Origin of the sequence: Streptococcus porci DSM 23759 (genome assembly GCF_000423765.1) — a bacterium.
Lineage (GTDB): Bacteria > Bacillota > Bacilli > Lactobacillales > Streptococcaceae > Streptococcus > Streptococcus porci.
Genome location: NZ_KE384090.1, coordinates 33,292 through 55,342 on the forward strand (window position 1 = coordinate 33,292; position 22,051 = coordinate 55,342).

16 protein-coding genes and 1 pseudogene are annotated in these 22,051 nt (G+C 41.9%); 3 read left to right on the forward strand and 14 right to left on the reverse strand.

Features of this window, described 5'->3' with window-relative positions:
* Nucleotides 1-49 precede the first annotated feature (49 nt).
* The 14 genes and pseudogenes from G576_RS0111230 to cdaA form a co-directional block, all read right to left on the reverse strand.
* Nucleotides 50-2,389 (reverse strand): alpha-galactosidase, encoded by a 2,340-nt coding sequence (locus tag G576_RS0111230; RefSeq protein WP_027974677.1) that lies wholly within the window; start codon nucleotides 2,387-2,389, stop codon nucleotides 50-52.
* Nucleotides 2,382-3,731, reverse strand: a pseudogene (locus G576_RS13995) (glycoside-pentoside-hexuronide (GPH):cation symporter). Before G576_RS13995 ends, G576_RS0111230 begins: the two are co-directional and overlap by 8 nt.
* Nucleotides 3,724-6,135 (reverse strand): glycoside hydrolase family 2 protein, encoded by a 2,412-nt coding sequence (locus tag G576_RS0111240; RefSeq protein ID WP_027974678.1) that lies wholly within the window; start codon nucleotides 6,133-6,135, stop codon nucleotides 3,724-3,726. Before G576_RS0111240 ends, G576_RS13995 begins: the two are co-directional and overlap by 8 nt.
* Entirely contained in the window at nucleotides 6,128-6,718 is a 591-nt protein-coding gene (locus tag G576_RS0111245; protein ID WP_037619034.1) for a TetR/AcrR family transcriptional regulator, read from the reverse strand. Before G576_RS0111245 ends, G576_RS0111240 begins: the two co-directional genes overlap by 8 nt.
* Nucleotides 6,719-6,852: 134 nt before the next feature.
* Nucleotides 6,853-8,493 carry a hypothetical protein gene (locus G576_RS0111250; RefSeq protein WP_027974680.1) on the reverse strand — a complete coding sequence of 547 codons (1,641 nt, stop codon included), beginning with the start codon at nucleotides 8,491-8,493 and terminating at the stop codon, nucleotides 6,853-6,855.
* On the reverse strand, nucleotides 8,483-9,184 hold the full coding sequence (locus tag G576_RS0111255; RefSeq protein WP_027974681.1) for an ABC transporter ATP-binding protein: 702 nt from the start codon (nucleotides 9,182-9,184) through the stop codon (nucleotides 8,483-8,485). Before G576_RS0111255 ends, G576_RS0111250 begins: the two co-directional genes overlap by 11 nt.
* Before the next feature lie 67 nt (nucleotides 9,185-9,251).
* Nucleotides 9,252-9,848 (reverse strand): dephospho-CoA kinase, encoded by a 597-nt coding sequence (gene coaE / locus G576_RS0111260; RefSeq protein WP_037619036.1) that lies wholly within the window; start codon nucleotides 9,846-9,848, stop codon nucleotides 9,252-9,254.
* Nucleotides 9,845-10,666: a DNA-formamidopyrimidine glycosylase gene (gene mutM, locus G576_RS0111265; RefSeq protein WP_027974683.1), complete on the reverse strand. Its 822-nt coding sequence runs from the start codon at nucleotides 10,664-10,666 to the stop codon at nucleotides 9,845-9,847. Before mutM ends, coaE begins: the two co-directional genes overlap by 4 nt.
* A 49-nt stretch (nucleotides 10,667-10,715) precedes the next feature.
* On the reverse strand, nucleotides 10,716-11,192 hold the full coding sequence (locus G576_RS0111270; protein ID WP_027974684.1) for an NUDIX hydrolase: 477 nt from the start codon (nucleotides 11,190-11,192) through the stop codon (nucleotides 10,716-10,718).
* Nucleotides 11,189-11,728, reverse strand: a complete 540-nt coding sequence (locus G576_RS12860; protein WP_051178123.1) for an HD domain-containing protein — start codon at nucleotides 11,726-11,728, stop codon at nucleotides 11,189-11,191. The genes G576_RS0111270 and G576_RS12860 overlap by 4 nt, the downstream gene beginning before the upstream one ends.
* Nucleotides 11,729-11,752: 24 nt before the next feature.
* Nucleotides 11,753-12,652 carry a GTPase Era gene (gene era, locus G576_RS0111280; protein ID WP_027974685.1) on the reverse strand — a complete coding sequence of 300 codons (900 nt, stop codon included), beginning with the start codon at nucleotides 12,650-12,652 and terminating at the stop codon, nucleotides 11,753-11,755.
* A gap of 115 nt (nucleotides 12,653-12,767) precedes the next feature.
* Nucleotides 12,768-14,120, reverse strand: coding sequence for a phosphoglucosamine mutase (gene glmM / locus G576_RS0111285; RefSeq protein ID WP_027974686.1), 1,353 nt, complete (start codon nucleotides 14,118-14,120; stop codon nucleotides 12,768-12,770).
* A gap of 215 nt (nucleotides 14,121-14,335) precedes the next feature.
* Entirely contained in the window at nucleotides 14,336-15,298 is a 963-nt protein-coding gene (locus tag G576_RS0111290) for a CdaR family protein (RefSeq protein ID WP_027974687.1), read from the reverse strand.
* Nucleotides 15,295-16,143, reverse strand: a complete 849-nt coding sequence (gene cdaA, locus G576_RS0111295) for a diadenylate cyclase CdaA (RefSeq protein ID WP_027974688.1) — start codon at nucleotides 16,141-16,143, stop codon at nucleotides 15,295-15,297. Before cdaA ends, G576_RS0111290 begins: the two co-directional genes overlap by 4 nt.
* 97 nt (nucleotides 16,144-16,240) lie before the next feature.
* Here cdaA and murT point away from each other — a divergent pair, with 97 nt between their 5' ends.
* The 3 genes from murT to G576_RS12865 all read left to right on the forward strand — a co-directional run bounded on the left by murT (nucleotide 16,241) and on the right by G576_RS12865 (nucleotide 21,375).
* Entirely contained in the window at nucleotides 16,241-17,584 is a 1,344-nt protein-coding gene (gene murT, locus G576_RS0111300) for a lipid II isoglutaminyl synthase subunit MurT (RefSeq protein ID WP_027974689.1), read from the forward strand.
* Nucleotides 17,584-18,375 (forward strand): lipid II isoglutaminyl synthase subunit GatD, encoded by a 792-nt coding sequence (gene gatD, locus G576_RS0111305; protein WP_027974690.1) that lies wholly within the window; start codon nucleotides 17,584-17,586, stop codon nucleotides 18,373-18,375. The genes murT and gatD overlap by 1 nt, the downstream gene beginning before the upstream one ends.
* 768 nt (nucleotides 18,376-19,143) lie before the next feature.
* The gene (locus G576_RS12865; protein WP_051178126.1) at nucleotides 19,144-21,375 is read left to right on the forward strand and encodes a pneumococcal-type histidine triad protein; all 2,232 of its coding nucleotides are present in this window, start codon (nucleotides 19,144-19,146) and stop codon (nucleotides 21,373-21,375) included.
* The last annotated feature ends 676 nt before the right edge of the window (nucleotides 21,376-22,051 follow it).

The following is a 22,051-nucleotide window of genomic DNA, read 5'->3' on the forward strand; positions in this document are numbered from 1 at the left end:
GGAAAGCTATCCCAACTTTCAGTGACAAGTTTATAGTTGGTTATCCCTTTTATAACCCTTTGCCACCGATTTTTGCCCTAATCGTATAAAGCCGTGCGCCATAGTCAGGCATGAGTCGTGTTTGGTCGCTAAAACCAGTGGCGGTAAAGTTTTGTTTGAGTGTCACTCCTGCTTCTGCCAGTAAATCGCCATAAACTTGATAACTTTCTTGCTCAAGTGCCATGCGGTAGTAGTCTGCCATGATATGGACAGCTAGTCCTTGGTGATTGAGTTTGACGGGTAGCGAGGTATTGATCAGAGAGCCGAATTGGCGGATATCCAGACTTTCTTGCCGGTTTTGAAAGTCATAGACTTGATCTGGATTTAGATAAGGTACTTGAACAGGGAGATTTTCTTGATTCGGCTGAAAGCGACCGATAGCATCCAAGAGAATGGCCTGCTCTTTCTGCTCATCAGTGACCAACCAGCGGCACTGCTCTGCTTTTTCAAAGGGGGATACAAGACGGTAAAAATGACCGAATTGGAGTAAGTGGCGATTTTCCTTGTAAAAGGCAATCTGCTTTTGGAGGATTTTGCAATCTGCTTGAGAGAGCTTAGTCAGGTCCAGCTCATAGCCTAGAATCCCAAAACTAGCCACATCAAAGCGAGAATCTAGCGGACTACTACGTAGGGTCTGATGATTGGGAACATCCGAAACGTGGCAACTCATGACCGTCTGAGGATAACCGTAAGAGGTGCCTGTCTGAATCTTCATCCGCTCATATACGTCTGTATTATCACTGGTCCAGATTTGTGGAAAATAGCAGAGCATTCCCAAATCAAAGCGGTTACCGCCGTTTGAACAGCCTTCAAAAAGAATATCTGGATGTTTGCTCATAACGGCATTTAAAACACGGTAAAGTCCAAGCATCCAACGGTGATGGCACTCGGATTGGTGGACAATGGCAGAGCTATAGACATCTGATAGGTGTCGATTCATATCCCATTTAACGTAGGAAATTTGGCTACTGCTCAGCAGCTTGTCCAGTTGCCCTATAATGTAATCTTGCACATCCAGGCGACAGAAATCAAGAACCAGTTGATTGCGTCCAAGAGAGGGAGTGACCTCTGGGGATGATAGTACCCAGTCAGGATGTTCATCATAAAGTTTACTCTTGAAACTGACCATTTCTGGTTCGACCCAGATACCAAAATCAAGACCTAATTTCTTAATTTTATTAGCCAGACCATCGAGTCCTGAAGGAAGCTTCTTGAGATTGACATGGTAATCACCCAAACCTTCCGTATCCGAATTTCTTTGACCAAACCAGCCGTCATCAAGAACAAAGAGTTCAATGCCGACTTTTTTGGCAGCCTTAGCTAGCGTCAGTAGTTTTCTTTCATTGAAATCAAAGTAGGTGGCTTCCCAGTTATTGAGCAGAACTGGGCGTTCTTTTTTTGCCCAAAACTTAGGAATAATGTGATTTTTGACAAACTGATGGCAGTTTTGACTGAGACCATTCTTCCCAGATGTTGAAAAGGTTAGTAGGGCTTCTGGCGTTTCAAAGCTTTGACCAGTTTCCAAATGCCAAGCAAAATCATCAGGTTGGATACCCGCCATGACGCGTAGCTTTTGATAAGGACCTACTTCAACCTGTCCCAAGTGATTGCCCGAGTACAGGAGGTTAAAGCCATACACCTTGCCTTGCTCCTCGGTCGCACTCGGAGGATACATCATAAAAAAGGGATTGCAATAATGAGATGATTCCCCTGTTCGGCTACCGAACGCATAGGTTCCGACCTGCAAATCGCAAACCACTTCGTGACGTTCACGCGCCCAGGCTCCTGAAAAGGTGCTGAGCTGATAACCAGTATTTGGCAAATCCAGCTGATATGACAGAGCACGGTTGATGATTAGAGTGTCTGCTCCGCCATTTTTCAAAATCATCTTACGTGCAATTGTATCGCTGTCTGGAAAAATGCTATAAATCAACTCAAGCTTAATGCCCGCAGTTCCTTCATAGGTCATGACCAGGTGCTGCTTGGCGCCATGAGCAAAGGGTAAAATTTCAGAAGAATGACTGTCCTCAAAAATCTCAGCCGAAATAAAGTCCCAATCACAGACCTTACTGCCATTTGGCAAGGTCACATCTAGTGCCGTCCGACGATAGTCCCCCTTATGTAGAGGGGATAAATCTAATGCAAGATGGAGCAAGGAGTCCTTGTTCATCTCTTCTTTATAAACCACATCCGTCCCGTAACCCGAATCAATTTTCGCCATCAGAGCCAGCCGATCGGGACGTATTTTGGAACCGTAATGAAGAGTCTCCCAAAGATTACCACGCCTCCCCAGATAATAGCCTGTCTGGTTTGTCTCAATCAGGATAAGGTCCTCACGAATCTCAATCATGATTGCTCACCACCTGACGTCTAACTGCTAATTCTTCAGCGATGCGCTTGGTTTCAGCTTCGGTTAATCTGTATTTTTTGATGAAATAGCCCAGCGACACGACAAAGCCTAAGATTGGAACAACTGTCATCAGAACCCGCAAACCCAATAAGGTTTCAGGGGCTTGCTGTGCGCTATTGACATCAAGTCCTATCAGGTCAATCCCAATACCAGAAATCAATACGCTGATAGCGCTAGCCAATTTAACCACAAAAGTCTGCATAGAAAAGATGATACTCTCATTGCGCTGACCCGTTTTCCATTCACCATAATCAACGGTATCCGCAAGAAAAATAGTCGTCAACACGGTCACTAAACCAAAACCAATATAGATGATAAAAGCAGAAAGGCCCAGATATATGATAGAGGTTTGGTTGAGGGTTGCCAAGGCAAAGAGCATAACATAACCCAAGATGGTGAGACCGATACCGCCAATTAGAACCTGCTTAGTTGACTAACGCTTACGCAGAACTGGAAAACTCATCATACTCAACATTTGCCCAATACCACCAATAATGCCAAAGAGACCAAAAATCTCACTGTTTCCAATATCGTATTTGAAGAAGTAGAGTGCTAGCTGAGTTGTCAGGTAAATCGAAGAGTTAAACAGGATAATACTAAGCACAACCAGAATAGCTTGGTCGTTTGAAAGCAATGCTTTTAACATCTCTTTCAAGGTCGGAGTCTCCCCCTGAATAGCCTTACTCTCCTTGATACCCGTAACGCAAATGGTCTCAAAAACGACAAAAATCAAGGCAATCATAGCAGCTAATATGGCAAACCCTTGGCGTTCGCTCTTGCCCAGATGCGTAACCAAAAGCATGGTCAAAGCCGTCGGAATAGCAAAGCCAATGCTTGCGCTAGTGCGTCCAACCACCGTCAAATTTTCCCGCTCTGAACCTGGTTCAGTTAGGGCTGGAATCATGCTCCAAAAGGGAATATCCATCATGGTGTAAGAAACACCCCAGAGTACATAGGCTAAGCTAGCGTAAATCAGCATGGAGGTCCCTGATAGAGATTCTGGCATGGCAAACATACCGTAGAGAATCAGAGCATTAAGCAAAGTACCTGAAAAAATCCAAGGTCTGAACTTCCCAAATTTGGTATTGGTCTTTTCAACGATGACTCCCATAATAGGGTCATTAAAAGCATCAAATACGCGCGCTAACATCATCATGATACCGGTAAATGTCCCACTAATGCCTAAAATCGTATTGTAATAATAGAGAATAAAACCTGAGACCAGAGCATAAACCATGTCCTTTCCCAGAGCGCCAATTCCAAAAGCTAATTTTTTATTCATTTTCTTTACCACCTTCACATGTAAAGTTTATTTGAACATCTTCTGCCCCTGCCATGCTGATTGTCAGTTGAGCCGACCCTTTTTGACCGATTGTTTTGATATAGGTGCCGGCCATACCACCGACAAGAGGAGCATGCTCTGGACCAATTAAGTCTGCTTGACCGTCGAGCTTGAAGGTCAGGCTACGGTTGAGATAAGGCAAAGTATTGCCGTTTTGGTCGATTGCGCGGATACGGATGGTCGCCATATCCCAAGTGTCTTCCTCGCACAGGTCCACATGGTCTACTTTGACCTCAAGCGACACCTTTTGGACAGGTTCTTTGATTGTTTCTGCCACTTTTTCCCCATCTTTCCAAGCTTCAAAACGCCATTGAGTCGCCTTTTCTCCCCAACTAGCTACGTACTTCCCAAACCAGCGCTCTGCTTTTTCCCGAGTGACCCCATAAAAAGCGATGAGTTGTGCCATCGTCGGATAGAGAGACAAAGGCAGAGCTTCTGGACCGTACTTAGCAATGGCCAGTAGGCATTTTTTCACCTTTTCAGAAACCTTCGGCGAAAGATTTTCCTCTTCCACCAATAAATCCCCGATGATATCATCAATCAGAACCGGCGCTTTTCCCAGAGCTGAGTAAGCCTTATCTGCCACATAGGACTTGACGAATTTTTGATTTTTATAGAGCCTGATTTCATCAGCATTGGTAAAGGCGTAAATATCCCCCAAGAAGCCCGCTGGGTGTTCACCAATGTCCATGGATGAACTGATAGCAAGCACGGGTTTTTCGCACCCCTGAGCTGCATAGACACTAGCAGCTAGCTTGTGATTGCGGTACATGTCCAAAACCCCGTGGTGACAAATACGGTCGCCACTGCCAAAATCCTGATGAGTATGGTAGTCAAAAAGACACCAACCAAAACTTCCAGCAATATCATCTTCATCTGCCACATCGTTTAAAACTCTGGCATGGCGCAAAGCTTGTTCCAGACGTTTTCTCTCCCAATCATAAGACTTGGTCGGAAACATGTGTCCGTTGTACTCCGAAATTAGGTAACCCTTTTGCGGATTGGATGTGACCTTATCTTTTGCTTCACACCCCTTATTACTTCCATTATGGAAGAAGTCATTATAGGTGTAAACATCTTCTAGCAAGTGACTCCTTTTAAAGTTGCGGACTCCGCCTGTTGGACGACTTGGGTCCAAAGCATGCGCAAGGGCATTGGTTTCTCTGTAAAAGTTGTCATCGTCAGGACTTTCATTGATTCGGACACCCCAGAGGAAGATGCTCGGGTGATTGCGATACTGCTCTACCATCTCACGCACTTTTTGCAGGGCAACCTTTTTCCACTCCTCATCTCCAATATATTGCCAGCCCGGCATTTCTGTGAAGACCAGTAAGCCAATCTCATCACATCGATTCAAGAAATCATGGCTCTGCGGATAATGGCTAGTCCGAACCGCATTGCACCCTAGCTCAAACTTGAGAATGTCTGCATCCAACACCTGACCTGCTTTTGGAACCGCATAACCCATATAGGGCCAAGACTGATGGCGATTCAAACCACGCAATTTGATTTTTTCACCATTAAGAAAAAAGCCGTCAGACGTAAAAGCAAGACTCCTAAAACCAAATCTCACTGTATGTTCATCAAGCTTCTGATGATCTTTCATCAACTCTAAATGGAGTTGGTAAAGAGTCGGATTTTCCAAGGTCCAAAGTTCAACTTCTGGTAGCTCCAAAGTAAGTTCAGCCACAAAAGGACGCTTGTCAATAACCGCCACTAGGTTATCTGACCCATCACCTATCCAACCTTGAATTTCAGCGTCATCAGCCTCTCGCCCCTTGAGCTGAAGGTGAAGTTTCTTATCGCCAGTCGCATTGACAAAAACATCTTCAAAATAAGACCTTTCCTTAATAGCCAAAGTCACCCCACGGTAAAGTCCCCCGTACGTGAGGTAGTCAACCGCCTTGCCAAAGGGTGGGACATTGACCGTCTCACGGCTATCCAGTTTGACCAGCAGACTATTTTTTTGCCCCAATCGCAGAGCAGGAGACAGGTCAACTGTAAAGGCCGTATAACCGTTGGCATGTTTGGCTAGAAATTGTCCGTTGAGATAGACCTCGGCCACATGAGCTGCGGCTCCAAAAGTCAGCAAAATTTCTTTACCCGTCCAGTCTAAAGGTGCCTCAATCAAGCGCCAATAACAAGATAGCATCTGATAATCCAGTTCATTGCAGTAATTACTAGGTAATTCTTTGACAGTATGAGGAAGCCTCACCTGAGTAAAATGATTCTCTTCCAAAAGCTGAACTAGAGCTTCATCGGTCAAGTCAGTCCCTTTCCAGCTCAACCAATTCTCATCAAACTGCTCTGAAAAATACCAGCCATCATTATATGCTTTAGCCATTTTCTCCTCCTTGCATAGCTTTTTTGCCATTTGTAATTCCATATAAAATAATATCCATCATACCCTCCAAAGCCTCTACATAAGCAATTCCATGCTGGCTCAGAATATCAGAGGTCAGGAAATGCTCGATACTAGCCTCAATCATAGCCTTGAGAAGTATAAGGTTTGTTTCCCTTATCACTCCGAGCTGAACAGCTTCTTGGTAGAGGGCCAAGGTGCTCTCCCAGTCTGATTCCAAAGCTTCCTGCACTTGATGGTAGATTTTGGGATACTTATCAGCCAGCTCACTCATCCGTTGCCAATTCAACGTTTTATAAGAATCAGGTAAGACAATCGTCAAAGCTTTAATTTTTTGAAGAGTATCTAGGGAATCGTCGTCCAAAATCTTTTTTTCAGCTTCCTTAATGGTCGCAAAACTATTGTCAACAACCTCTGTCAGCAAAGCCTCCTTGCTCTCAAACAGCTGGTAGAGGGTTTTCTTACTCATTCCCAGCTGTTTGGCCAATTCACTCATAGTAAACTTCAGGCCCCTCTCAGACATAATCAGCAAGGTTTGCTCCAAACATTGTTTTTTTAGCTCCATAATCCCTCTCCTTGATATCAGGAAACCCATTTTTAACTTCGGGTTTCCAATTCGACCTTAGTTTACCATTTTTTGATAGCGTTTTCAAGATATTTTATAAAAAAAGACAAACTCCAAAATAGAAGTTTGCCTCACTATGCTCTTAATCTAAAGGTTTTGGGGGCAAAGCGGAGCACCGCCAGAAAGCCTATCAGGATAAAGAGAAAAAGTCCTATCAAGATTCCAATTACGCCTGCTACAGAAATGTGTTTTGCCAGACGGAAGATTTGAAAGCCCCCGTAACCGACAACACCCGCCATAATATTATAAAGTTTACTCTTAGACTTCATACCATCGTTAAAAGGCTGCAAAAGGAAGTAGAAATAGAGAAAATACAAACTGAAAAATGTCACCGACAAAATCTGTCCTAAAACAATCATGAAAAGGCCTGCTATTTTCCAATCAAAAAAAGACACATAAAGAAGACTATAAATGAGGTTAAGGAGCAAAAAAATCGGAGCATTGTGTTGCAGGGAGCGCTTAAAACGCTCCTTCAAAGTAGCTAAGATCACGTCTCGCCTGCGGTAATAATGGTACTTGAGTAGGGGCCGATCCAAATGGTAAAAGCAGAATTTCATATAAGTCTCGCCCACATAAAGCAGGTAACCCACCATGACCGTCACAAACAAGCTCTGCCAAAAAACCTTGTCATCACTGATAAGAGGTTGTCTGTTACCAGAAAAGTATCTAATTCCCAATATCACTGCACCAATACCAGTAATAATAAGCAAACGCCACCTAATTTCTTTATTCAAATGCCTGCCCAGACGCTTGGTAAAAATGGCATTCAGGTAGGCAACCCCCTCCAAATTTCCAGATATCACCGTCTGATCATCAACATCAAAATCTTTCTCCTTGACCTCAACTGCTACTGTCTCAATATTATCTAAGGCCGTCGCTGCTTCTTTTAGAGCACCATGGGTTAAGAGGCTACGTACCAAAACATCTAACTTAGACTGTTTTTGTAAATACCGATAGGCTAGAAGCCAAATAACAAGACCCGCAAAACCCACTGGTAGGCTCATAACCAACTGAGGAGAAAAAGCTTCTCCAAGAAACACCAAGGCTGTACCAATCGCAAAAGCAGGGAAGAAGGCGATAATTCCCACTCTATTAAGGAACTTCTCGGTCCTATCTCTATCCCTAAAATATAGTGGTAGGCTCAGCATTTTTATCCCAAGACGCAAACCAGCCAGAAAAAGAGCAAAGGCCAGTCCCCACCAAAAAGGACGGGAGATGAAAACAAAGTAAAGACCAAAAACAAGTCCTTTAGCCAGCAAACCACGGGCAAAATCCAAGGCCTCCTTCGCAAGCAGATAGTCCTTAGGTGAAATCCTAAAAATGCGCACTGCTTGACTGGCCTCAATATCCGACTTGTCGATGACCTTCATGTGAAAAATCGTAGCAAGTAGCACCGAAAAAGTAAACATAAGGGTCAATGACAGGTGGTTCGCTGATGCTTCTTTTAGAGCGAAATACTCAGGCAAGATTTTATGCAAGACAAAGCCAGCACCAGCACAAAAAAGGACATAAAAGATTGTTCCTCCAAAAACATAAAACGGCAGGTAGAACCCTTTGAGGACCAGCATGATGATTTTAACCTCATCAGCCCGATACCAACGATTAGGAATTTTCTTACCCAAAAGAGGAATTTTTTGCAGAAAATGAACAAAGGAATTGTATTTTTTTGCATTTTCCACTTGCAAAAGCACCCGAATAATCCGATTAAGATTCATGATGACCTCCCTGAAGAGCTTCCAGAACCTTATCCTCGAACTGCTCATGCTTTCTATCAATATCAAGCGCCGTCAAAACACCATTTTCTAGCACTGCTACTTGATCGCACAAATCTTCAGCCAAGGCCATGATGTGAGTGGACAAAATCAAAATATGCTGATCCTTTAGAGCCATCAAAAAGCGCTTAATAGCAATACTTGAAACCACATCTACCGCCGTCAGAGGTTCATCCAAGAGAATAACTTTGGGTTTTGAGATAAAAATGCAGAGCAGAGACAACTTACTCTTCATCCCATCAGAATAGCCCTTAATAATCCGATGCCTGTCCTCCTGGCTAATCTCCATAAAATCCAAATAATCATCCACAGACTTATCTGCTGTCACAAGATGTAAATCCATGTAAAACTTAATAAATTCATAGCCAGTTAAAAATTCAGGTAAGTAATTCTCCGAGAAGACCATACCAATGTCTTCACTCGTTAGCTCACGCTCTACTCCATTTTCACATAAGAAAATCTCTCCAGTATCTGCGGGAAATTCACCATATAAGATGTTAAACAGCGTCGTTTTACCAGCTCCATTTCGCCCTAGTAGTCCCGTAATCTGACCTGATGAAAAGGTATAAGAGGCACCACGTAGGACTTCCTTCTCCTGAAAGTTCTTTTGAATATCACGCAAAATCAATTCCATAAAATCACCTCAGATAACGTTTTCTTCATTGTATCAGAATTAGCATACAAAAACAAGGCTGAGCATCTCAGTCTTGTTCCATTTCTATCACCAATTGTTTAATCTGAGATTTGAGCGTTTCGAGGTCTCCTGTGTTTTCAAGTACCAAATCAGCTAAAGCTCTCTTTTCCTCCAGAGGCATTTGTCGGGAAATGCGGAGCTGAGCTTCTTCTTTAGTTAATTGATTACGTGCCATCAGCCGCTGAATCTGTGTCTCCCTATCCACATAAATCAGCCAAACCTGATTGCACCAGTCTTCGTAACCCAGCTCGTAAAGTAACGGAAGGTCCAGAAAAACAAGCTCATTGTCCTGCAAAGCTCGATCGCGACGTTTTGCTAACTCTTTTCTGATAATAGGATTTTGAAGATTAGCTGACTTGGCAAGCTTTTCATTTGAGCCAAAAAGCAGAGCTGCCAGTTTTTTTCTGTCCAACTCCCCATCTGCCTGTAAAATCTCTGTCCCCAACCAGCCTACTAAAGCCTGGTAAAGAGCTCCGCCTTTTTTCTGTAAATCGTGAACAACCTCATCGGCATCAATAACGATCTGTCCCAGTTCACGCAGGTAACTTGACACCGTCGATTTTCCCGAGGCAATACCACCCGTAATACCAATTATTTTAGTCATCTTCTTTGACAGCCTGGACAAAAATGCGTCCCGCGTCCTCCTACTTTGATTTTCTGAATTTCTGCTCCACAACGCGGACAAGGCTCACCTGTTCTACCATAAACCTGCAAGTATTCCTGCATGGTTCCATCTTCACCCAGAGCATTTTTATAAGTACGGATAGTCGAGCCCCCTTTGTCAATTCCCAGCTGCAAAATACGGATGGTCTCGTCGTGCAGTCGCTTAATTTCAGCTTTTTTGAGACTGTCAGCCAATCGTTCCGGATAGACCTTGGCTGCCCAAAGCACCTCGTCCACATAGATATTACCCAGACCAGCAACAAGCCTTTGCTCTAAGAGCAGCGGTTTGATTGGCTTATGAGAAGACAAGACAGCTCGCTCAAAAGGCGCCAGTTTAAAGTCTTTTTTGCTTGGCTCAGGTCCTATTTTCTTTTTGATAAAATAAGCCTCTTCTTCTGATTTTGCCAGCAGTTCAAAGGTTCCAAACTTACGGACATCCTGATAAACCAAGGTCGAGCCATCAACTAAGTGAAAGAAGAGATGAAAGTGCTTATTGTCAGGCACTTGTTCAGGAAAGAGCAGATACTTGCCTTCCATTCGCAAATGAGAAATCAGCACTTGAGCGCCTAAATCAAAAATCAAATATTTCCCACGACGACGCATGGCTTTAATTTCCTGTCCTAAAAGATCAAGCTTGAAGATTTCCAAGTCCGTCTTAACCATCTTGGGCACACGTACCTCAACAGCGACAATCGTTTTACCGACAACTAGCCGTTCTAAGCCGCGCCTGACTGTTTCAACTTCTGGTAATTCAGGCATAATTTCTCCTTCCCGTTTTTATCAAGAAAGCTGAGCCACAGCCCAGCCTTTAATGCCCCATGGCAAAGCTATTTGTAAAATACTCTTCTAACATGAGACGATGCTTATCTGACACACTTTCCAGCTCTGCTATTTCTTCTTTAGAGAAAAAACGTAGACGAAGGGTTTCCTCATTGTGAAAATCAGAAATATCAAAGTCCTCCAGTGCCTTGAACTCATATATCATGACAATAGTCTGCACCTTGTCGCCATTGGGATAGATTTCCTCAAAATTGCTGTAAACATTGAGAAAACGCACCGCTTCCACCTGGATACCCGTTTCTTCAAAGAATTCACGCTTGGCTGTGTCAAGTGTTGACTCACCCAGCTCCATGGAACCGCCTGGAATGGCCCAGGTCTTTTTATCACCGCGTAGCTGCAGGAGCACACGCCCCTCATCATCTGACAAAATACCACCCGCAAAAGTCAACAAAACCTTATCATGCCCGACTTTTGAGCGGATGTAGGAAATGTAGTCTTGGTTCATTTGATTTCTCCCAAAATTCCTTTACAACGTTCTTGGAACGCTTGATACATAGGATCGTTGTGCAATAAGTCAGCAAACATATCCTGAAAAAGTTGATATTTGTATTGCAAATAACTGTGTGTGTTAAAATCGTTCACATAATTCACAAAAGGTAAATTGCAGTACAAATCTGCTGTCTTAATCAGCGCATCAGATTTTCCAAAAGTTCTAATGCGGTTGAAGTGCTCTTGAGTTTGCTCTCTTTTATCCTCAATCTTTGGATCAAAAGAGAGCGCTGACACCAAATCCGATATTTCCTTTCCAAAACCAGCTTCAATCTCTTTTTTGGTCACATCACTATCTTCTATCAAATCATGTAAAACTGCAGCAATAACTATGTTTCTAGAATAGTTTAACTCATAAAGTGTTGTTGCTACCATAATACTGTGCGTGACAACTGGCTTCGGATTATGTCCAGATTTTGACATATTTTCTGCCAGAAAAATAAACGCCTTGTCCATCTCCCTCTCAAGATTGATGTCATGATGTTGGTACATGAACTCCTCCGATTAAATGAATTCTTAATACTCCTTCTCATTATATCCAAAGTCAGCAAGGTCCAGTTTCTTATCACGCCAGTTTTTCTTGACCTTAACCCAAGTTTCGAGGAAGACCTTGTCCCCTAGCATGATTTCGATATCGCGGCGAGCCATCTTGCCGATTTTCTTGAGCATAACTCCTTGCTTGCCAATGATGATGCCTTTTTGGCTGTCACGTTCCACCATGATCGTTGCTCGGATATGGACCTTATCAGTCTCTTCATCGCGTTTCATGGACTCAATCACCACCGCCACGGAGTGCGGTACTTCTTGTTCAGTTAGTTTCAAAATCTTCTCACGAATCATTTCTGACACTAAGAAACGTTCTGGATGATCAGTAATTTGATCTTCTGGGAAATATTGGAAGCCTTCTTCTAGATTATCCTTGAGAATGGTCATCAGAGTTTCAACATTGTTACCTTGCAGTGCTGAGATTGGAACAACTTCCTTGAAATCCATCTGGCTACGGAAATCATCAATCTGCTCCAACAACTGGTCTGGATGCACCTTATCAATCTTGTTGATAACCAGAATAACTGGAATTTTAGCAGCCTTGAGGCGTTCCATAATCATATCGTCGCCTTTACCGCGTTTTTCATCGGCAGGTACCATAAAAAGCACTGTCTCAACTTCACGCAAAGTTGAATAGGCAGACTCTACCATAAAATCACCCAGAGCCGTCTTAGGCTTGTGGATGCCCGGGGTGTCAATAAAGACGATTTGCTCGGTCTCCGTCGTGTAAATGCCCATGATTTTATTGCGTGTCGTCTGCGCCTTGTCAGACATAATAGCAATTTTTTGTCCCATGACGTGATTTAAAAAAGTCGATTTCCCAACATTAGGACGACCTAGAATGGCTACAAAACCAGATTTGAATGTCATCATTATCTCTTTTCTCTTTGTTTTTTTCTATTATAGCATACTTTGGAAAATGGCGGAGCTACTTACCATTACAGTAGACAAAAACGACCTTACGGTCGTTTCAGACTTGTCTCATTTAATCGATACCAATCTCCGCACGTACAACGTCGGCAATAGTATCAACATAATAATCCACTTCTTCATGCGTTGGGGCTTCAGCCATGACACGCAAGAGAGGTTCCGTTCCAGAAGGACGAACCAAGATACGACCATTTCCTGCCATCTCCTGCTCCATTTTCTCAATAATGGCCGCAATAGCAGGAACTTCCATAGCCTTGTCCTTCATGCTATTTTCTACACGGATATTAACCAACTTTTGTGGGTAAATCGTCACTTCCGCTGCCAATTCAGACAACTTTTTACCCGTTTCCTGCATGACCTTGGTCAACTGAATAGCGGTCAACTGACCATCACCAGTGGTGTTGTAGTCCATGATAATGACATGCCCTGACTGTTCACCACCAAGATTGTAGCCAGATTTACGCATTTCTTCAACCACATAGCGGTCTCCAACTGCCGTAACAGCCTTATTGATATTTTCCCGATCGAGTGCCTTGTGGAAACCAAGGTTAGACATAACTGTCGTTACAATGGTATTGTGCGCCAGACGCCCCTTTTCAGACATGTACTTACCAATGATGTACATAATCTTGTCACCATCAACGATGTCTCCATTTTCATCAACTGCAATCAGGCGATCGCTATCCCCATCAAAAGCAAGTCCAATAGCAGAGCCACTTTCTTTAACCACTTCCTGAAGTTGTTCAGGATGGGTGGAACCTACACCGTCATTAATGTTCAGACCATCTGGATTGTCACCGATAACTGTAATTTCAGCCCCAAGGTCTAGAAAGATATTTCGAGCAGAAGCCGCTGCTGCACCGTTTGCCGTGTCTAGAGCCACTTTCATTCCATCCAAAGAAAGGCCTGTGGACACCATAAATTTTTCATATTTACGAAGACCTTCTGGATAATCCACCAACCTTCCCAAACCTTCAGCTGATGGTCTAGGAAGGCTATCTTCAGCCGCATCAAGTAGTTCTTCGATTTCCGCCTCTTGGTCATCCGCCAATTTAAAGCCATCACCACCGAAGAACTTAATCCCGTTATCCAAAGCTGGATTGTGGCTGGCTGAAATCATCACTCCAGCGCTAGCATTTTCCGTCCGAACCAAATAAGAAACACCCGGTGTCGCAAGAACGCCCAATTTGTAGACCTCAATTCCTACTGAGAGAAGCCCCGAAATCAGTGCTGCTTCAAGCATTTCACCAGAAATACGTGTGTCTCGTGCTACGAAAACTTTAGGACGACCAGTCTCATGCTGGCTGAGAACATAACCTCCAAAACGACCCAGTTTAAAAGCCAGTTCTGGTGTCAATTCAACATTAGCTTCACCACGGACACCGTCTGTCCCAAAATATTTACCCATTTTAAAGTTCTTAAAGGCTTTTAACAGGCGCTCCAAAATAGTATACAGACCATCGATACTTGCATCTGGAAAATGGTCATCTTTTTTGGAGTAGCCGTCATACGAGTCCATATTCAATAAACTCGAAGCCTACCCTTTCCTTTTTCTTTTTTTATTTTTAATATCCAGTACTAGACTATAGTCTATATGTTCTACATGTCAGTGAGATGACAAATCTATTTTTTCTTAACGACAGTAAATGTCACATCGACAACATCAGGTGTCACGGTGACATTGTCAGCGGAGAGAGGAATAGAGCGAACCATTGTCTCCTCAATGGCTGAAATATCAATTGGAATCACAATCTCATTGATAGCATCAAGGGCTTCTTGACTGCCTTGGATAACTGCCTGATCAACGGACAAACTATACTTGATGTCTGAAACCCCACTTGGCATATCACCTTTGTATTCAATCTTTATAGGAACCGCCTTAGTCAAAGCATTAACCTCTACATGCAGCTTTGCCTTGGCTGGCTCAATCACTGCTGGAAGAATCATCCCACTTGCTGAAACTGCCTGAAGAGTCACGTTGTCATCATAATTTCCACTAAGCCGCATACTGTCAGGTAAGGTTGCCACAACATGATCAATCTGACCAATCGTTGTCTCATCGCTGGTTACTTTCGCCTTTGAAATAGCCAATTCATAGGACTTTAAAGCATACCCCTCCGCAATCTGGTCATCCCCTAGCTCCACTTTAACTGGGAAAGTCTCAGTTTTCTTATTACCAATGGTCACAGACATGCTGACAGGAGAGACCGTCGCGGTCACATCATCTGGTAAGTTTTTGACCTGTAAGGTGACCTTGCTAGTACCCTCATCAAGATTTGTTAAATCAGCAACAACCTTAAATTTCCTAGTTGAACTATTGATTTCAGAGTCTAATTTCAAACGGTTTGTTGAGGTCAAATAGACTTCCGTCTCATAAGAATAGCCTGAAATAAAATATTTATCGCTATCATACTTGATATCAATGGGAATGTTTTCCAACGTATGGCTGTAAGTCTCTGTTGTTTGATTGATTTGAGTTTGGGTGCCATTATAGTTGCTAACTGTGGCTGTAAAAAAGAGCAAGAGAGCAAACAGCAGGGAGACTAGGCCGATACCCGAATTTTTTGTAAAAAGCCGTTTTCTCATACCTTTTTACCTCCAAACCAGCGTTGCCAGAGAGTTTCTTGGACTTCTTCGGTAATCAAAAGCTGACGCAACAATTTTTCAAAATCCTCAGTCGTCATGTCATGGATAAAATTGTCCTTATAGGCTACCGAAACAGCCCCAGTCTCCTCAGAAACAATGACAGTTACGGCATCAGAATGCTCCGACAAACCGATTGCAGCCCTGTGCCGTGTCCCAAACTCCTTAGAAATAGCCTGAGATTCTGATAGTGGCAAGTAGGAACAGGCCGTCGCCACCTTATTCCCCTCAATAATAACTGCCCCATCATGAAGTGGCGTATTGGGAATAAAAATGTTAATAAGAAGCTGGCTAGAAATATCCGCATCCAGAGAAATTCCGGTCATCTTGTATTCTCGCAAGGTTTGAGTTCGCTCAATAGACATGAGAGCTCCAATCTTACGTGGGCTCATGTAAGCTACCGATTTAACTAGAGCATCAATAACCTTTTCTTCATCCCTGATACCCTGAGTGCCAATAAAAACATTTGGCGCACGTCCAAAGCGTTCCAAGCCCGCTCGAATTTCAGGAGCAAAGATGACAACGCAGGCAATAATTCCGTAGGTAATGACTTGATTCATCAGATAAGAAATGGTCGCGAAGCCCAGCCATTCTGCCACAAACTTGGTCAGAACAAAAAAGACAGTCCCTTGAATCAGGGTCATGACCTTGGTTCCAGCCAGAGCTTTGATAGAACGGTAGATTAGATAGGCGACAATAATAATATCCAGAAGATTAATTGCCAAAACCCAAGGACTAGAAATCAAAGATGCCCAGTAAGTGGCATCAATATGTGATAATAATTTCATAATCAGTCACTTGTTCTTTCAAAAATTCCATTCCATTATATCATATTTCAAACCATTTTTCCTTAACTCTATCCAGCTTTTATGGTAAAATATGCTCATGACATTAAAAACAACTCTTGGGATTTTAGCTGGAAAAAGTAGCCACTTTATCCTTTCAAAACTAGGACGTGGCTCGACACTTCCAGGTAAAATCGCCCTTAAATTCGACAAAGACATTTTAGACACGTTGGCACAAGACTATGAGATTGTTGTCGTAACGGGAACAAATGGTAAAACTCTAACAACCGCTTTGACCGTTGGTATCCTCAAAGAAGCCTTTGGGCAAATCGTGACAAATCCAAGCGGTGCCAATATGATTACCGGGATTACATCAACTTTCCTGACCGCTAAAAAAGCCAAATCTGGTAAGAAAATCGCGGTGCTAGAAATTGATGAGGCTAGTCTGCCAAAAATTACGGAATATATCACGCCTAGCCTGTTCGTTTTCACGAATATTTTCCGTGATCAGATGGATCGCTACGGCGAGATTTACACTACATACCAAATGATTTTGGATGGTGCTGCTAAGGCTCCTTCTGCCACCATTTTGGCTAACGGCGACAGCCCCCTTTTTAACTCGAAAAAAGTGGTTAATCCCATGCAATTTTATGGCTTTGACACAGAAAAAACTGCGCCAGCTTTACCCCACTACAATACAGAAGGTATCGTCTGTCCAAACTGTGAAGGTATCCTCCAGTATAAGCTCAATACCTATGCTAACCTTGGAGACTACATCTGCCTGACTTGTGGTTTCCACCGTCCTGAACTGGACTACAAGCTGACTGAGCTCAAGAAAATCACCAATACCACTTCTGACTTTGTCATTGATGGGCAAGAATACAAGATTAATGTAGGCGGACTTTACAATATCTATAATGCACTTGCAGCAGTTGCGGTCGCTGAATTTTTTGAGGTGGATTCAAGCAAGATTAAAGCTGGTTTTGACAAGAGCCGCGCCGTCTTCGGACGTCAAGAAACTTTCAAAATCGGAAATAAATCATGCACTCTGGTACTTATCAAAAATCCAGTTGGTGCTAGCCAGGCTCTAGAGATGATTAAATTGGCTGATTACCCCTTTAGCTTATCGGTGCTTCTCAACGCCAACTATGCTGATGGCATTGATACCAGCTGGATTTGGGATGCAAATTTTGAGCTAATCAACGACATGGACATTACCGAAATTAACGCTGGCGGCGTCCGTCACTCTGAAATTGCTCGTCGTCTGCGCGTGACGGGCTACGATGAAAATAACATTACCCAAGCTGAAAAATTGGAAGACATCATAGCTTTAATCGAGCAACAAGAAAGTGACCACGCCTACATTCTTGCCACCTATACTGCCATGCTAGAATTCCGTGAACTTTTAGCGCAACGTCATGCAGTTGGAAAGGAGATGAACTAATGACCTACACTTCACTACAATCTCCTGCTAACAAAGACTACCCCTACGAGCTCAATGTTGCCCACCTCTACGGCAACCTCATGAATACCTACGGCGACAACGGAAATATCCTCATGATGAAGTACGTAGGAGAAAAACTGGGCGCTAAGATGACCTTTGACATCGTTTCAGTTGGTGATAGCTTTGATGATAATCGCTACGATATGGCTTTCTTTGGTGGTGGTCAGGACTACGAACAATCCATCGTTGCCAAGGATCTTCCGTCGAAGCGCTCTGCTATTGACCGCTTCATCCAAAAAAACAAAGTCATGCTAGCCATCTGTGGTGGCTTCCAGCTTTTGGGACAGTATTATATTCAGGCCAATGGCGTCCGCATTGATGGTATTGGGGTCATGGGACATTATACCCTCAACCAAGACAATAATCGCTACATCGGTGACATTAAAATTTATAACGAAGAAGTTGATGAAACCTACTACGGCTTTGAAAATCACCAAGGACGGACCTTCCTTTCTGACGATGAAAAACCACTGGGAAAGGTTGTTTATGGCAATGGAAACAACAAGGAAGATGGCACTGAAGGTGTCCACTACAAAAACGTTTACGGCTCCTATTTCCACGGGCCAATCCTTTCTCGAAACGCTAACTTGGCATACCGCTTAGTGACAACAGCCCTTAAAAATAAATACGGAACTGAAATCCAGCTACCAACCTATCAAGACATCCTCTCCAAAGAAGTTGCCGAAGAATACGTTGATATCAAAAGCAAGGCTGAGTTTGAGAAAAACTAACCCTTGTTCAAATAAGTTCTTTGAACAAGGGCTATAAGCCTACAATACCAGAGGCTGGGACTTTTGTCCTAGCCTTTTAACATTATTGCAGATGGGCGTTTTAGCGCAGGGGTTGATTGGAAAATCCCATCCCTTTGCTACAAAATGGATAGCTTCCTTCCTAATCAACTGTGCGGAGGAGGAGCGATAAAATCGGTAAATCGGCAAAAATGTTGATTTACCGATTTTTGTTCCACTCTCTTTCACTTTATTCAAGTCTTACTGTTTTTGACTCGTCACTTGCTTTTTCAAAAGGTATTTGTACTACTTATCGGTATTCCTGAAAATATCTTCGTAATCTCTTGCGCTCAATTTATCTAATTCTATAAATTATCTAACTTGCTTTTTATGTTTGAACTTGTAAAAAAAATCAGCTAAAAATCTTTCTTCTCCTCCAAACTCTTTACAATAGACTTAAACAGCTTCATTGTATCACGTTTGTTTTTTTGTTATCGCGCAGTTATCACATAGTTGCACTTTTGTTTCAAATCCACTTCACTGTAATTCTCATTTTGGTCTCGGAGAACGGTATTTATATTGTACCATCAAAATTTATTAAACATTCTCATTAAGAAGAGTCACGAGTTCTGATGCCTTGTCTTATCAGCTTTTTGTTAAGTAGTCATATGTTATCAAATAAGTTTATTTGTCTATTTTTACAAAAACAGTTGCAAAATAAAGATTTATGATATATACTTAACTGGTTAATCAAATCGAAAGGATTTTCTCATGAAACAAAAACACACTATCCTAAGCCTAGCTGGAATAATTCTAAGCTGTCATCTCATACTCGTATCTTGCCAATCGAAACATGATACTTCAGAAAAAAATCAAAAGACAACGGTTCAAACTTCTAAAAAAGCTAAAAAGGAATCTAAAGAAGAAGAAAAAAATAATAAGAAAAAAGGTATTTCTGGTATTGATTTTCCAACTAGCGACGGCTTTATTTTTTCTAACGAAAAAGATATCATCGAAAAAACTGATGATGGTATTATCGTCAATCACGATGGCCACTCTCATTTTATTTTTTATAAAGATTTAAAAAATAGCAAATGGGCTTATCTTGTCCCTGATACATCAGGTCAAACTCAACAAAAGGCAGAAGCTCATCCACCTAAGGTTTCTGATAAAGCTAACTTAGCACTAGATGATGGTTATGTTTTTAATCCACAAGATATCGTTTCAGAAGATGAAAACGGCTATATTGTCCGCCATGGAGATCATTACCATTATATTTGGAAAAGTAGTTTGCAAGGGAGATATTCTAACTCTGATTCATCCATCACTCAGCTCCCAAAAGTACCAAATCACAATTCCCAACCACATGTATTATCACCTCTAAATCAACCAAGTCAAAAAAATAAAATCTCAGGTATTGATTTTCCAACTAGTGACGGTTTCCTTTTTGATGGGAAAAATATCAAAGAGTATACTGAGCTTGGTATTCTAGTCGGACATGGGCACCATGATCACTTCATTCCTTACACACACCTAGCTTCTTCAAAATGGGCTCATCTGATTCCTAAAAAGCAAAAGCCTAATGTTCCTTCTAAAAATGATAATTCTACTACAAAAACAACTGAAGATTCTCTATTAACGGAGAAAAAAGCTTACTTAGCTGAACAGTTACAAGTGTCTGTAGAACAAATCCAAGTTGTCGACACTCCAAACGGTAAAGCATTTATTTACCCTCATGGAGATCATAGCCACAGTATCTTAGCTTCTCTAGTCACCATCGGACAGCCAATTGAGGATCCCCATGCTGATCCTCATGCCCATGACAAAGTCGGTATTGAAACCTTGAAAAAAATGGGATTTGACCAAGATATCATTGATGATATTTTACACGCCTCAGCAGAGACACCATTCCCTTCTAATGAGACTAATCCTGAGAAAATGAAGCAGTGGCTATCAACTGTCACCGCGCTAAACATTGGACAACGTCAAAATCCTTTGGGACGCTTTGGGCTAGATTTAATGCCAAATCTTGAAGTTTTAGGAGCTGGTTTTACACCTATTCATGACATAACTCCAGTTCTTAAATTTAAGAAGTTGAAGCAGCTATGGCTGACAAATACAGGAATTAAAGATTACAGCTTTGTCAAATCACTTCCAAACTTAGAAGGACTGGATATCTCTCAAAATGGTGTTAATGATGTTAGTTTCTTATCACAATATAAGCAACTGAAAACATTAGCTCTTGCAGGTAACCAGATCACTGATATCAGTATTCTAGCAGAACTACCTCAACTACAATCACTCAATTTGGATCACAACAAAATTTCAAATATTTCGTCACTAACTCATTTGAAACACTTGCAAGCTGTTAGCTTAGAAAATAACCAAATCACTAATCTTTCTGCCTTGAATGGTAAAGAAGAATTGACTAGACTTTTCGTATCAAACAATCCTGAGTTGGATATTACGAGCTTACAGTCCGAAAAACTCGAAGAATTAACAGCTAAGAATAGCAACGTCACTAATCTTGAGTTTCTCAAAAATAATCCTTCCCTGCGTGTTGCTGATCTTGCCGAAAACAAATTAACTTCTTTAGAAGGCATTGAGAATGCAAAATCCTTGGAGACATTAGATGCTTCAAAAAATCAACTGACTAGTGTCAAAATTAGTGAAGAACAAAAATCTCTTAAAACACTTAATGTTAGTGAAAATAAACTCAAAAATTTAGAAGGTGTTAATGATTACACATCATTAGAAACTCTAAACGCCTCTCATAATGAAGTAGAAACATTAACATTATCACAGAAAAATGAAAGTCTAACTTATTTAGATGTGAGTCATAACCATATTCCAAATAGTGAACTTACTGTAAATGAAAATAAAATCCCATCTGCCATCGCGGATAACTACTCCAAGGTTGATTCTGGGGATATTTCTCATAACACACCATTAAAAGAACCCCCTCATTCACTTGAAGATAAGAGTCCTAAAGCTACCGAATAACATTTTTTTCCAACCTCATCTAATCAATCATATTAAGTATCCAATAAAATTGAAAATCAAAAGTTAGGGCACTATCAGAACAAGGATATGAACATAACCTGGCACGGAAAATATCAACGAAGTTCTGTCTAATTTTGTATTAAATAGATTTTCTGCGATACTTGGGTGTGAAAACTATATGGTGGAACACACCCTCTTGATATATGATAAACTGTAACTGCTTTTAGCCATTTCCTTTTCTTCCTGTTATCTAACCTAAAAAAGAAATGGAAACTCAAATCTTTGTCTACCACCAGCATATCTGGTGGTTTTCTCTACGAGAAAAACTGTCTTGAAGCCATAAAAATCACAACCACCCATCAAACAGGTCGGTTGAACAAGGGCTATAAACCCATCTCACTAGCCAGTGCCTAAAGACGCTGCCTTTCACTTTTTTCATGCCTCACTGCTTTTGACTCGTCACCAGCCTCTAAAAGAGGCTTTTCTCCTCTCGCTTTACAATAGCCTTGAACAACTTTATTGTATCGCGTTTGGAGATAACCTTCGTTGCGCACCCACATAGCGGGTAGTTTATTTGTCACATAAGGCAAGAAAGACCTGTCGTTCAGGTCTTTTAGTTTGATTTACATCACAATCACATTAAAATGGTGTCCATCCAAATCGGTAAAGCTGGCCC

What these genes read in the sequence shown, in the direction of transcription:
- G576_RS0111230 (WP_027974677.1), bottom strand. Translation starts at nt 2,389, where the DNA reads ATGATTGAGATTCGTGAGGACCTTATCCTGATTGAGACAAACCAGACA.
- G576_RS0111240 (WP_027974678.1), bottom strand. Translation starts at nt 6,135, where the DNA reads ATGGCTAAAGCATATAATGATGGCTGGTATTTTTCAGAGCAGTTTGAT.
- G576_RS0111245 (WP_037619034.1), bottom strand. Translation starts at nt 6,718, where the DNA reads ATGGAGCTAAAAAAACAATGTTTGGAGCAAACCTTGCTGATTATGTCT.
- G576_RS0111250 (WP_027974680.1), bottom strand. Translation starts at nt 8,493, where the DNA reads ATGAATCTTAATCGGATTATTCGGGTGCTTTTGCAAGTGGAAAATGCA.
- G576_RS0111255 (WP_027974681.1), bottom strand. Translation starts at nt 9,184, where the DNA reads ATGGAATTGATTTTGCGTGATATTCAAAAGAACTTTCAGGAGAAGGAA.
- coaE (WP_037619036.1), bottom strand. Translation starts at nt 9,848, where the DNA reads ATGACTAAAATAATTGGTATTACGGGTGGTATTGCCTCGGGAAAATCG.
- mutM (WP_027974683.1), bottom strand. Translation starts at nt 10,666, where the DNA reads ATGCCTGAATTACCAGAAGTTGAAACAGTCAGGCGCGGCTTAGAACGG.
- G576_RS0111270 (WP_027974684.1), bottom strand. Translation starts at nt 11,192, where the DNA reads ATGAACCAAGACTACATTTCCTACATCCGCTCAAAAGTCGGGCATGAT.
- G576_RS12860 (WP_051178123.1), bottom strand. Translation starts at nt 11,728, where the DNA reads ATGTACCAACATCATGACATCAATCTTGAGAGGGAGATGGACAAGGCG.
- era (WP_027974685.1), bottom strand. Translation starts at nt 12,652, where the DNA reads ATGACATTCAAATCTGGTTTTGTAGCCATTCTAGGTCGTCCTAATGTT.
- glmM (WP_027974686.1), bottom strand. Translation starts at nt 14,120, where the DNA reads ATGGGTAAATATTTTGGGACAGACGGTGTCCGTGGTGAAGCTAATGTT.
- G576_RS0111290 (WP_027974687.1), bottom strand. Translation starts at nt 15,298, where the DNA reads ATGAGAAAACGGCTTTTTACAAAAAATTCGGGTATCGGCCTAGTCTCC.
- cdaA (WP_027974688.1), bottom strand. Translation starts at nt 16,143, where the DNA reads ATGAAATTATTATCACATATTGATGCCACTTACTGGGCATCTTTGATT.
- murT (WP_027974689.1), top strand. Translation starts at nt 16,241, where the DNA reads ATGACATTAAAAACAACTCTTGGGATTTTAGCTGGAAAAAGTAGCCAC.
- gatD (WP_027974690.1), top strand. Translation starts at nt 17,584, where the DNA reads ATGACCTACACTTCACTACAATCTCCTGCTAACAAAGACTACCCCTAC.
- G576_RS12865 (WP_051178126.1), top strand. Translation starts at nt 19,144, where the DNA reads ATGAAACAAAAACACACTATCCTAAGCCTAGCTGGAATAATTCTAAGC.